The following is a 12,107-nucleotide window of genomic DNA, read 5'->3' as shown; positions in this document are numbered from 1 at the left end:
CATGTCCACATTTAAAGCAATGGTAGTGTACGAGAAAGAAAAAAATTTTGAAAAAGTTATTGAAAACAGGACTTTTTCGGATCTGCCCAACAATGAAGTCCTAATTAGAGTAAAATATTCATCACTAAACTATAAAGATGCTCTCTCTGCTACAGGACATAAAGGTGTCACAAGAAATTATCCTCATACTCCAGGTATAGATGCAGCTGGAGTAGTTGAAAATTCTAAATCTGATAAATTCAAAAAAGGTGATGAAGTAATTGTTACTGGTTATGATCTTGGTATGAATACACCAGGTGGTTTTGCTCAATACATATCTGTCCCATCTAATTGGGTGGTCAAAAAACCTACTAACCTCACTTTAAAAAAAGCTATGATTTTTGGTACAGCTGGATTTACAGCAGCATTATCAGTAGATAAACTTATGAAATTTGGCACTAATAAAGGAGGTAAAATACTTGTTACCGGTGCTACAGGTGGTGTTGGATCAATTGCTATAAGTATTCTTGCAAAGGAAGGATTTTATACTGTTGCAGCTACCGGAAAACTATCTGAAGAAAATTTTCTAAAAACACTCGGTGCAAAAGAGATTATTAATAGAGATGATATTATTGATGAAAAAAAACCATTACTGAAAGAAAGATGGGATGGCATAGTTGATACAGTTGGAGGCACAATACTTTCATCAGCTATTAAAGCCTTAAAATATGGATGTTCCGCTACATCATGTGGTCTTGCTCAATCTCCAAAACTTGATTTAACAGTTTACCCTTTTATACTAAGAAGTGTTAATTTGCTTGGTATTGACTCAGTGGAATGTTCAATAGATTTCAAAGAATATATATGGAACAAAATAGCTAACGAATGGAATATTGAATTTCCAAAAGAATTTTACGAAGAAGTTTCTTTAGATAGTTTAAACGAAAAAATCGATTTAATTTTGAAAGGTAAGATAAAAGGTAGGATTTTAGTAAATTTAGATAAGTAAAAAAAGGCGCGTATGTTTGCGCCTTTTATAACACAATATTTTCTTTATATTCTCCAAACACATTTTTAAGAGATTTTATAATCTCCCCAAGAGTAGCGTAACATTTTGCACATTCAATTATTTTTGGCATCAAGTTTTCATTAGATTTTGCTGTTTCTTCAAGTTGCTTTAATGCATTTTGAACAGCAAAATTATCTCTTTTTTCCCTAAGAATTTTTAATTTCTTTTTCTGATTTTCTTCAACAACTGGATCTATTTTTAAAATATCCTTAGGTGGCTCCTCCTCAATCTGAAATTTATTAACACCAACTACAATCTGCTCGCCTTTTTCAACCATAAGTTGATACTCATAAGCACTGTTTTGAATCTCTTTTTGTACATATCCCATTTCAATAGCTCTAATCATACCACCAAGCTCATCAATTTTATTAATATATTTCTCAGCTTTTTCTTCAATTTCATTAGTCCAAGACTCTATTAGATACGACCCAGCAAGGGGATCAATAGTATCTGCCACACCACTTTCATAAGCAATAATTTGTTGAGTCCTTAAAGCAATCCTAACAGATTTTTCTGTAGGAAGAGCAAGAGCTTCATCAAAAGAGTTAGTATGAAGTGATTGAGTCCCGCCTAAAACCGCAGCTAAAGCTTGAATCGCAACCCTTACTATGTTATTTTCTGGTTGTTGAGCAGTAAGAGTACTACCTGCCGTCTGGGTATGAAATCTTAGCATGCAAGATCTAGGATTTTTAGCACCAAATTTTTCTTTCATAATTTTAGCCCACAGTCTTCTAGCTGCTCTAAATTTTGCAATTTCTTCTAGAAAATTATTATGTCCATTAAAAAAGAATGACAATCTACCAGCAAAATCATCTACATTTAAACCGGCTTCAATTGCAGCTTTAACATATTCCATACCATCAGCTAAAGTAAACGCTACTTCCTGAACTGCAGTAGAACCTGCTTCTCTAATGTGATATCCACTGATACTTATTGTATTCCATTTAGGCACATGATCTTTACAAAAAGCGAAAATATCAGTAATTATTCTCATAGACTCTTTAGGAGGAAAAATATATGTTCCTCTAGCAATATATTCTTTCAATATATCATTTTGAATTGTTCCGCTTAATTTAGTAGAAGATACTCCTTGTTTTTCTCCAACAGCAATATAAAAAGCAAGCAAAATAGCTGCTGTAGCATTAATCGTCATAGATGTTGAAACTTTATCAAGAGGTATCCCATTAAATAGAATTTCCATATCAGCCAAGGAATCTATAGCAACCCCTACTCTTCCTACCTCACCTTCTGCCATCGGATCATCAGAATCATACCCAATCTGTGTAGGTAAATCAAAAGCAACTGAAAGCCCCATAGTTCCTTGCTGCAACAAATAATGGTAACGCTTATTTGACTCTTCAGCTGTTGCAAATCCAGCATATTGTCTCATTGTCCAAAATCTACTTCTATACATTGTAGGTTGAACACCACGAGTAAATGGATAAATCCCTGGATAACCTAACTGGTTTTCATAGTTTAAATCTTTTATATCTTCAGGAGTGTAAAACGGTTTTATCTCTATACCACTAGTCGTCTGAAACTTCTCTTTTCTTTCAGGAAATCTTTCTATAGATTTCTTATAAATTTCTTCCCATTTCTTTATCATAACTCCTCCTGCTAAAAAGAAAAAGCCGCTTAATGCGGCTTTCTCTACTCTACAATAAAGAGCTTATCACCAATTGCAACAGTACTTTCATTCGGATCTTCACTTGCCTCAACAAAAATCTCCGTAATTACACCCTTTTTTGGTGATTTTATTTCATTTTCCATTTTCATAGCAACAAGAATCATTACAGTTTCACCCTCTTCAACCTCATCTCCTACATCTTTCAAGCGTTTCCAAATATAACCTGGCATCTGAGCTTCTATCACCTGTCTTCCTTCTACTGTTGCAGAAGCCCTCATCTTCATAAATCTCTTCATTTCATCTAAAACTTCAACTTTGTAATTATCGCCATCAACAATTACTTCAAAATTATTTCCATTCTCACTTATTTCAACAGCATAAGATTTACCATCAATTATCAAAGAATATATAACTTCATTGATTTGTGCAAAATCCACACTATATTTTCTACCATCTATTTCAACTTCATACATAAAAGGCTCTTTTTCTTCTAAATCTACTTTTATTTCTTCTTCTTTACCATCTACATTAACAAAATAATCTCTTTTAACTGGCATGACATCCTCCTACTAAGCAAGCCTGTTACAAATATTATAAAGTTTACCGGAACGTTTCCAAGTAGATTCTCCAACGTCAGGTCTAGTAACTGCACGCTCAGCAGCAATCTTCTCAGATAATAGCTGTTTAATAGCTGCAGCAATTACCGGTACAGTAACATCTTCATTTTCTCTCCTTTTTAAATCCTCCATATCAAACTTATTATCAATAAATCCTGTATCATAATTTCCAGATAAAAATGTTTCATTCTTTAATACTCTAATATGAAAGGGAATTGATGTTTTAATACCAGCAATCTTATATTCAGAAAGTGCTCTCCTCATATTTCTGATTGCAAATTCCCTATCTTTTCCAACCGCACAAAGTTTAGCAATCATTGGGTCATAATATAGAGGCACTTCATAACCCTGGTATGCACCACTGTCCACTCTCACATTTGGGCCACCAGGCTCTTCATAAACTGTGATAAGTCCTGGAGATGGAGCAAAATTATTAGTTGGGTCTTCTGCATAAATACGACATTCAATAGCATGACCTCTTCTTTGAATCTCTTCCTGTTTGTACATCAGCTCTTGACCAGCAGCAACCCTTATCATTTGATTAACTAAGTCAACTCCTGTGATCAACTCAGTTACAGGGTGTTCCACCTGAAGTCTTGTATTCATCTCAAGGAAATAAAAGTTTTGATCTGCACCAACAATAAACTCTAATGTCCCTGCGCTAAAATAGCCAAGTTTTTTAACAGCTCTTACAGCAACTTCATACATCTTAGCTCTTGTTTCATCATTGATAAAAGGAGAAGGTGCTTCTTCTATAACTTTCTGATGTCTTCTTTGTATCGAACACTCCCTTTCAAAAAGATGAAGGGCATTTCCATGTTTATCACCTATAACCTGAATCTCCACATGGTGAGGTTGAACAATAAATTTTTCTATGTAAACCTCACTACTACCAAAAGCATTCAGTGCTTCTGATTGTGCAGTTCTAAAAGCAGACTCTAGATCTTCAGGCTTTTCCACTAGCCTCATACCTTTTCCACCACCACCATGAACAGCCTTCAACATAATTGGATAGCCAATCTCATCTGCAACTTTTTTAGCCTCATTTAAATCTTTTACAGGATCCTCTGTCCCTGGTACAACAGGAACACCTGCTTCTATCATTGCCTTTCTTGCACCAGTTTTACTACCCATCAACTCTATATGCTCTGGAGAAGGCCCTATAAATATTATTCCAGAATCAGCACAGGCTCTTGCAAAATCTGCATTCTCAGCATAGAACCCATATCCTGGATGGATTGCGGCTCCAGTTTTTTTGGCAATATCAATTATTCGATCCATTTTAAGGTAACTTGTATCTGCAGGGCTATCTGTAATACAATAAGCCTCATCAGCATATCTAACATGGGGAGCTTTTCTATCCGCATGTGTATAAATGGCAACAGTTTCTATTCCCATTTTTCTACATGTTCTAAATACTCTTATTGCTATCTCACCTCTATTTGCAACTAATACTTTTTTTATCTCAGGCATAATTTTCCTCCATACACCTATTAAAGTGGAATGTTACCATGTTTTTTAGGTGGATTCGTCTGTCTCTTATTAGCAAGCAACTCAAAAGCTTGTATTAATTTTGGACGTGTTTGTTCAGGTAAAATAACTTCATCAATAAACCCTAGTTCAGCAGCCCTATATGGATTGGCAAAAGTCTCTCTATATTCTTCAACAAGGCGTTTTTTCATAGCATCTGGATCATCAGCTTTTGCAACTTCCTTTGCAAAAAGAATCTGAACTGCGCCATCAGGGCCCATAACCGCAATTTCAGCAGTAGGATATGCAAAATTCATATCACCACGCACATGTTTAGAACTTAAAACATCATATGCTCCACCATATGCCTTTCTGGTTATTACTGTCACCTTAGGTACAGTTGCTTCGCAATAAGCATACAATAGTTTTGCCCCATGTTTAATAATACCACCATATTCCTGAGCTGTTCCCGGCATAAATCCAGGAACATCAACAAAAGTAAGGAGTGGAATATTAAATGCATCACAAAATCTAACAAACCTTGCACCTTTAATAGAAGAATCTATATCTAAAGCTCCAGCAAGTACTGCTGGTTGATTTGCCAAAATACCAATAGTTTTACCGTTTAATCTAGCAAAACCAATAATTATGTTTTTTGCATAATGTTCATGTATTTCAAAGAAATTGCCATCATCAACAACTTTCAAAATTACATCACGCATATCGTATGGTTTATTTGGATCAGTAGGTACTACTTCATTAAGAGACTTCTCAATTCTATTGGGATCATCTTTGCATGGAACAACAGGTGGATCTTCCATATTATTTGATGGTAGATAGCTTAATAGCTCCCTAATCCTTAACAAACATTCATCATCATTCTCTACAGCAAAGTGAGCAACACCACTTTTTGTATTATGAGTCATAGCACCACCAAGTTCTTCCTTCGTAACAACCTCGTTAGTCACAGTTTTTACAACCTCTGGACCTGTAATAAACATGTAACTTGTTTCTTTAACCATAAAAATGAAGTCAGTTAAAGCAGGAGAATAAACAGCACCACCTGCACAAGGCCCCATAATAGCGCTAATTTGAGGGATAACTCCTGATGCAAGAGTATTTCTTAAAAATATGTCAGCATAACCTGCAAGAGAAAGGACTCCTTCCTGAATTCTAGCACCTCCAGAATCATTTAACCCAATTACAGGTGCACCCACTTCCATTGCAAGATCCATTACTTTACATATTTTTTTAGCAAACATTTCTGATAAAGAACCACCAAAAACAGTAAAATCCTGAGAAAAAACAAATACTGTTCTACCATTAATTTTACCATAACCTGTTACAACACCATCACCAAGTATTTTATTCTTTTCCATACCAAAATAGTTACATCTGTGAACTACAAACTTATCAAGTTCTACAAATGTCCCCTTATCAAGTAACTTATCAATTCTTTCACGAGCTGTTAATTTACCTTTTGCATGTTGTTTCTCAATTCTCGCAAGACCACCACCTAACTCAGCCTGGCGATTTAACTCTTGAAGCTGTTTGATTTTATCTTCCATAAAACTCCCCCTGAGTTTTTTTGTTACAATAATAAAACATAATTTTTATTTTTAGTCAATATAAAATTAGAAACATTTGTGCACTAAATAAATATAATCAATATGCAATCAGTAATCGTTTTATAATAAAAAGAAATTATTTTATTAAAGTTATTTTTAGAAATAATTATTTTACAAATAATAAACTGTATAATGTATGCTTAAGATTCCTGATAGCTAGCTTAACATTCCACTTCTGTTTTTTTCTATCACCACAGTAATTCGATATACTTCTTATCTGATAGGCCGTTACATTAAATTTCCTACATACAAGACCAAAAGCGGCACCTTCCATTGACTCAATTGATGCATCAGTTTTAGATTTATATAGGTTTGCTAATTTATCAGTAGAAGAAAGTAATGATACAGTATTAGCATTTACATGTCTTAAATTATCAATTGTTTTAAATACTGTTTTATTATCCTCACACACTGCAAACCCTATCTCATTTAACATCTTTAAACAATTGTCCTCTATTAAACCTTCGTCAACAAAGAAGTCTTGCTCCACGCTCACAACATCACCTATATCTAACTCACATTCTTTATAAGCACCAGCTATACCTACAAGATAGGCTTCTTCAACATCATCATGAGTACAAAAGAAATGTGTAGCAGAAACTGTTACATTAACTTTCCCAATACCTGTTACAATTATTTTAATACCAGAATATTCTGTATAAAAATAAATTTTATGATTTTTTAATGACAAATTTGGAAATAAATATTCATACTCATTTTTTGTTGGTATAAAAATTACTTTTGACATTTATAAAAATAAAGTTTTGGAAATCTTTTTTTAGAATAGTCAATATCAAACATATATTCACAATTTGTTATCTTCTCACCAGCTACAAAATAATATTTTTGAAACCTATTTACAGCAGATGAATAGACTTTCTCCTTAGTCATCCTTTCATAATTAAACATAAGTTGTATAGGATTTATTTTTACATCTACTACTAAAGGCAATTCTTCATTTAATCTCTCTACTATTTGTTTTGCTGCACCTTTATAGTCATAATAGTTCTTTACTTTGTAGTATTCATAAGTATGTGTGAAAATAGTAAACAAAAACAAATTAAAAAATAATAAAAGATAAATAACTGATTTCGTATTCCTTGCATAAAATAAAAATAATAACCATCCCGACAAAACAATAACTATTTGAAGATAAAAACCAAAATATAGTAAAAAACAAATCGAAACTACCATTATAAAACTGAATATATATGTTATAATTTTCTTATATTCTGGATTAAGTTTTACATCATCCACTAATAAATATGATATAATAATTGCAAAAAATGGCACAGCCGGCATAAAATACCTACCTCTTCCACCAGGCAATAAAGCCATTATTATAAAGGAAACAAAAAAAATAACCAAAGATGAATTAAATATATCATCCCTAATTTTATATGAGAATTTTTTATAAAACATTATCAAAAAACCCCAAGGGAAAAAAGCTAAAAAAATTCTAAAAGCAAACAAAGAAAAATGCGTAATAATTTCTCCAAGCCCTCCTCTTACACGATCAGTAGCTTGAGATGAAAAACCAGAAATCAAATTATTAATGTCTCCATTAAAATAATACATGATAAGCCATATTGCTGGTAGTAACAATGATAACAATAAATGAATCAATAAAAACTTAAAATAATCATAAAATTCTTTTCTTTTATACAACAATAAATATATTACTATCCCAGGATAAAAAAATAAAGGTGAAATCCCTTTTGCTAGAATACCTAAACCATTAAAAAACGATGATATCAAAATAAATTTAAAATTTTTGGGTGACTTTATATACAAAAAAAACGTTAGCAAAGTAAACAAGGTCAATAGTAAATCTGGCTCAGATTTATTACCATAAGAATAAAGCATTAAATAATTAGTCATTGTTATAATCGATGCCATTACAGCAATTTTTTTGTCCATAATAAAAATTAATAGAGAAAATCCAATTAATAAAAGAGCTAAAACAGATGGAAATCTAGCATCAAAATTCGATACATATTTTTTTTTATAACCTAAAATAGCTATTAGCCAATTTTGTAAAGGAGGTTTTTTCACATAAGGTCTTGAATAAACAGTAGGAACAACATAATTCCCACTCAGAAGCATCTCTTGTGCAATAATGGCTCTTCTAGGCTCTTCATGAATTAAAGGTTTTTGTTCAATGTATATCAGTAAATTAAACAAAATTACTATTGTAGTAAAAAAAAAGATAAAATATTTATTCACTAGAATTCTTCCTTGTAATAATCTGGATAAGTATCAAGCATTTTCTTAGAAGCAAGATATAAATATACATCATCAAGATAATTCAATAGACTTTCTCTATCTTCACTTAAAATACCTTTTAAAATGAACATATTTGAGACATGATTAGAACGAAAAATTATTCCTCTACCGTTAATATGCTCTATCATCATTCTAGCTTCTTTAATCAAGTGCCTAATCATAGGCTTTTCAATTTTTTCAAAATAGTTTTTCTTTCTGCGAATAAAGAGAGTTAACATACCAAGATATTTTGGATTTACTTCACTTATCCATTTTGCAGTATCTAATGCATGAGCTTCACTAAATTTAACCCCTCCTCCTCCAAGAATAACCATAATAGAAAAAGTAAAACCTATTTCTTGTAACTTTATCACTTTTGATTTTACTTCTTCCGCATCCATCCCTTTATTCATTATTTCCAATACATCATTATTAGCACTTTCAAGTCCAAAATAAAGTAAATTCAACTTTCTTTTTAATATATGAGTCCACTCATCCATTCCTTTAGATAATATTGCCTGCGGTCCTGCATATGAGCTAATCCTCTCAAGATTTGGAAAATTTATATTAATATAATCAAGTATTTTAATTAACCCTTCAGTGGGATAAATTACAGCATCTCCATCAGCAAGAAATATTCTTTTAACAGAATTTCTTACATAATCTGGAATAATATCAACTTCTGCTTTAAAATCTTCAAAACTTTTCAGCTTAAACTTTTTCGTAACATACATCCCACAAAAAGAACATTGATTATATGAGCAACCTTCTGTAACTTGAAATATTAATGAATTAGCTTCGCTAGGAGGTCTATAAAGTGGATAACTATATTTTGGTAAAAAATCTAAATTATTCAGTAACATAACCTAAACCTTCTAAAATTTCTTTTGTAGCATTATATTTATTAAGAGTATAAAAATGAAGTCCTTTAACATTATTTACAATAAGTTCTTTACACTGCAAAATTGCATATTCGATTCCAACCTTATACATATCCTCTAATGTTTTACCATCAAGTTTTTTCACCAATTTTTCTGGAACTGTTGCACCACACATTTCAACAAATCGCTGTACTTGTGAAAGATTCAACACTGGCATAATTCCTGGTATTATAGGAATATTTATCCCTACTTGTGTCGCCCTATTTAAAAACTCAAAAAAATACCTGTTATCAAAAAACAATTGAGTTATCACAAAATCCGCACCGCTTTCCACTTTTATTTTAAGATATTCTATATCTTTTTCGAGGTTTTCAGATTCTAAATGACCTTCTGGATAACCAGCAACACCTATGGAAAATCCATTCTTTCCACGTATATATCTAACTAACTCATATGCATAGTTAAAATCCTTTCTAACTTCTTCCACAGGAAAATCTTTAGGGATATCACCTCTTAAAGCTAAAATATTTTCAACACCCTCTGTTTTCAACTTTTCAAGAATCAAATCAATATCATTTCTAGTTGATGATATACATGTCAAGTGCATCATAACATTCAATTCATATTCCTTCAATATTTTTATTGTCCAATCAACTGTTTTGTCTTTTGTGCTACCACCGGCACCATAAGTTACTGAAACAAAATCAGGTTTATAATTCTTTAAAACATCTATAGTATCAAACAGTATCTTTTCATTTTCTACCTTTTTAGGCGGGAAAAATTCAAAAGATAATGTCATATTTTTACTTGTAAGTATTTCTGATATCTTCAACATTAACCTCCTGCAATCGAATACAGCTTTTATACTTATTATATCATTTGACTTCAACCATTTTTTATGAAATATTTAATTATGCTAGAAAGAATTTACAAATCAATTTTTAAAATTTTTATCTTTTATATACTTATTCTAAACTTTTTTTGCTTTATAACTACTTTAAACCCAAAGGCGTTAATCAACCCTTTTTTTATTAAAAATCGTACTATAAGTGTTTATCTTTTTCTTAAGCATATAATTTTTGAATCGGGCATACCTACAAAAATAAAAGACATGGAACTGATTGAAAAAACAGTAACCCATATTTCTAAAAAATATAATGTTGATTCATTGCTTATTCATGCAATAATAAAAGTAGAATCGGAATACAACCCGTTTGCAATATCAAGAACTGGTGCTATGGGATTAATGCAAATTATGCCAGTTACTTTTTTTGAAATGGATTTTAATGATCCGTTTAATATTGAAGAAAACATAGAAGCAGGAACAAAATACCTAAAAATACAACTAACCAATTTTAAAAAACTCGAATTAGCGCTTTCAGCCTACAATGCAGGACCAAGTACTATCATTAATAATAAAATACCAGAAATTGTTGAAACAAAGCAATATGTAAAAAAAATATTAATTGAATATACAAAATTAAAATCCAAAGAAATTCATTAACTCTCTTTTTTCCATACTAAAAAGTGTATTCTCTGCATTTTTCTTATTCAAAGCATATTCACACATATCAGATATTTCTTCTTCACTTAAGATTGAATCAACACTCGCATCATACAACCAATCATAACTTCTTAGTACATCAACAATGTTTGGGAATTCTTTTTTTAGTTCATAATATTTATCAACTTTTTTATACTCCAACATTTTTATATAATAAGGTAAAAGTATATAATTTGCTAATCCATGATGTATGTTCTTATTATTTGTTAAATAATATCCAAGAGAATGAAGCAAAGTCGTACCTGTATGCAAAATCACAATTCCAGCAAGAGTAGAAGCATACAAAAAATTCTTTAAACTATCATCATCTATTTTCTCTTTTGCTAAATTATTTAGAATAATTTTTATACACTGAAGAGCCACCATATCACTAAAAGGATTTGCTCTTTTTGATAAATAACCTTCAAAAGCATGGGTGAAAGCATCAAAAATAGTCGCAAATAGCATATTATCACTTAAAAATTTCAAATAATTGTAGTTTAAAACAGCAAATTTAGGAAAACAATCTTCTTTAGCAAAATTGATCTTATCCTTTTTTTCGTAATCAGTTATTATCGCATAATGGTTTACCTCCGAGCCAGTCCCACATGTTGTTGGTATGGCAACTAAAGGAATAGTTTTATTAGTAAGTTTTTTTACATTTAATAATTCATAAAATCCTCTATTATTTGTAGCAAAACAAGAAATAGCTTTTGCTGCATCAAGACTACTACCACCACCAAAAGCTACAATTATATCACATCCATTTTGTCTTACAAATTTACCACCTTTTATAACTGTATTAATAGATGGATTCTCCTCCACTTCATCAAAGACAAAAAGGGATCCCCTAACCGTATTTTTTAACAAATCAACAAATCCAGTTTTATAAGCAGCATTCCTGCCACATATTAGAGCAATATTATTATAACTACTCAATATCTTTTCTAATTCTTTTTTTTGATCTTCACTCATAATAACCTTAACAGGAGAAAAAAAACTAAAATTCTTCATAATTTGCTCCAAAA

Annotated in this window: 11 protein-coding genes; 2 read left to right on the top strand and 9 right to left on the bottom strand. The window is 31.4% G+C overall.

What is annotated here, in order from left to right; all coding sequences use genetic code 11:
• The first annotated feature begins 1 nt into the window (after position 1).
• Positions 2-988, top strand: a complete 987-nt coding sequence (locus OWK30_RS08570; RefSeq protein ID WP_423325556.1) for a YhdH/YhfP family quinone oxidoreductase — start codon at positions 2-4, stop codon at positions 986-988.
• Between the two features lie 25 nt (positions 989-1,013).
• Here the strand turns inward: OWK30_RS08570 and OWK30_RS08565 are convergent, their stop codons facing one another.
• From OWK30_RS08565 to metF, 8 genes are all read right to left on the bottom strand, one after another.
• Positions 1,014-2,654 (bottom strand): acyl-CoA mutase large subunit family protein, encoded by a 1,641-nt coding sequence (locus OWK30_RS08565; RefSeq protein WP_423325554.1) that lies wholly within the window; start codon positions 2,652-2,654, stop codon positions 1,014-1,016.
• Between the two features lie 44 nt (positions 2,655-2,698).
• Positions 2,699-3,232, bottom strand: coding sequence for a biotin/lipoyl-containing protein (locus tag OWK30_RS08560; RefSeq protein WP_423325552.1), 534 nt, complete (start codon positions 3,230-3,232; stop codon positions 2,699-2,701).
• Positions 3,233-3,244: 12 nt separating this feature from the next.
• Complete coding sequence (gene accC, locus OWK30_RS08555; RefSeq protein WP_423325550.1) at positions 3,245-4,765, bottom strand: acetyl-CoA carboxylase biotin carboxylase subunit; 1,521 nt, start codon at positions 4,763-4,765, stop codon at positions 3,245-3,247.
• Between the two features lie 20 nt (positions 4,766-4,785).
• On the bottom strand, positions 4,786-6,330 hold the full coding sequence (locus tag OWK30_RS08550) for an acyl-CoA carboxylase subunit beta (protein WP_423325548.1): 1,545 nt from the start codon (positions 6,328-6,330) through the stop codon (positions 4,786-4,788).
• 166 nt (positions 6,331-6,496) lie between these two features.
• Positions 6,497-7,138 carry a phosphorylase family protein gene (locus OWK30_RS08545; protein WP_423325544.1) on the bottom strand — a complete coding sequence of 214 codons (642 nt, stop codon included), beginning with the start codon at positions 7,136-7,138 and terminating at the stop codon, positions 6,497-6,499.
• Positions 7,126-8,616 (bottom strand): ArnT family glycosyltransferase, encoded by a 1,491-nt coding sequence (locus OWK30_RS08540; RefSeq protein WP_423325542.1) that lies wholly within the window; start codon positions 8,614-8,616, stop codon positions 7,126-7,128. Before OWK30_RS08540 ends, OWK30_RS08545 begins: the two co-directional genes overlap by 13 nt.
• A complete protein-coding gene (locus tag OWK30_RS08535) occupies positions 8,616-9,518 on the bottom strand; it encodes a radical SAM protein (protein ID WP_423325539.1) in 903 nt (300 codons plus the stop codon). Before OWK30_RS08535 ends, OWK30_RS08540 begins: the two co-directional genes overlap by 1 nt.
• On the bottom strand, positions 9,505-10,371 hold the full coding sequence (gene metF / locus OWK30_RS08530) for a methylenetetrahydrofolate reductase [NAD(P)H] (protein WP_423325537.1): 867 nt from the start codon (positions 10,369-10,371) through the stop codon (positions 9,505-9,507). Before metF ends, OWK30_RS08535 begins: the two co-directional genes overlap by 14 nt.
• Positions 10,372-10,434: 63 nt before the next feature.
• On the opposite strand from metF, the gene OWK30_RS08525 reads away from it, so the two are divergent.
• Entirely contained in the window at positions 10,435-11,040 is a 606-nt protein-coding gene (locus tag OWK30_RS08525; RefSeq protein ID WP_423325535.1) for a lytic transglycosylase domain-containing protein, read from the top strand.
• Here the strand turns inward: OWK30_RS08525 and OWK30_RS08520 are convergent.
• A complete protein-coding gene (locus OWK30_RS08520; RefSeq protein WP_423325533.1) occupies positions 11,017-12,093 on the bottom strand; it encodes an iron-containing alcohol dehydrogenase family protein in 1,077 nt (358 codons plus the stop codon). The genes OWK30_RS08525 and OWK30_RS08520 overlap by 24 nt on opposite strands.
• Positions 12,094-12,107: the final 14 nt, after the last annotated feature.

The sequence above is a fragment of the Deferribacter abyssi genome (assembly GCF_049472655.1).
Taxonomy (GTDB): Bacteria; Chrysiogenota; Deferribacteres; order Deferribacterales; family Deferribacteraceae; genus Deferribacter; species Deferribacter abyssi.
Note: the sequence above shows the minus strand (reverse complement) of the source record. Positions and strands in the feature narration are given on the sequence as shown.

Coding starts and splice junctions, on each gene's coding strand:
- OWK30_RS08570 (WP_423325556.1), top strand. CDS start 2: ATGTCCACATTTAAAGCAATGGTAGTGTACGAGAAAGAAAAAAATTTT.
- OWK30_RS08565 (WP_423325554.1), bottom strand. CDS start 2,654: ATGATAAAGAAATGGGAAGAAATTTATAAGAAATCTATAGAAAGATTT.
- OWK30_RS08560 (WP_423325552.1), bottom strand. CDS start 3,232: ATGCCAGTTAAAAGAGATTATTTTGTTAATGTAGATGGTAAAGAAGAA.
- accC (WP_423325550.1), bottom strand. CDS start 4,765: ATGCCTGAGATAAAAAAAGTATTAGTTGCAAATAGAGGTGAGATAGCA.
- OWK30_RS08550 (WP_423325548.1), bottom strand. CDS start 6,330: ATGGAAGATAAAATCAAACAGCTTCAAGAGTTAAATCGCCAGGCTGAG.
- OWK30_RS08545 (WP_423325544.1), bottom strand. CDS start 7,138: ATGTCAAAAGTAATTTTTATACCAACAAAAAATGAGTATGAATATTTA.
- OWK30_RS08535 (WP_423325539.1), bottom strand. CDS start 9,518: ATGTTACTGAATAATTTAGATTTTTTACCAAAATATAGTTATCCACTT.
- metF (WP_423325537.1), bottom strand. CDS start 10,371: ATGTTGAAGATATCAGAAATACTTACAAGTAAAAATATGACATTATCT.
- OWK30_RS08525 (WP_423325535.1), top strand. CDS start 10,435: ATGAAATATTTAATTATGCTAGAAAGAATTTACAAATCAATTTTTAAA.
- OWK30_RS08520 (WP_423325533.1), bottom strand. CDS start 12,093: ATGAAGAATTTTAGTTTTTTTTCTCCTGTTAAGGTTATTATGAGTGAA.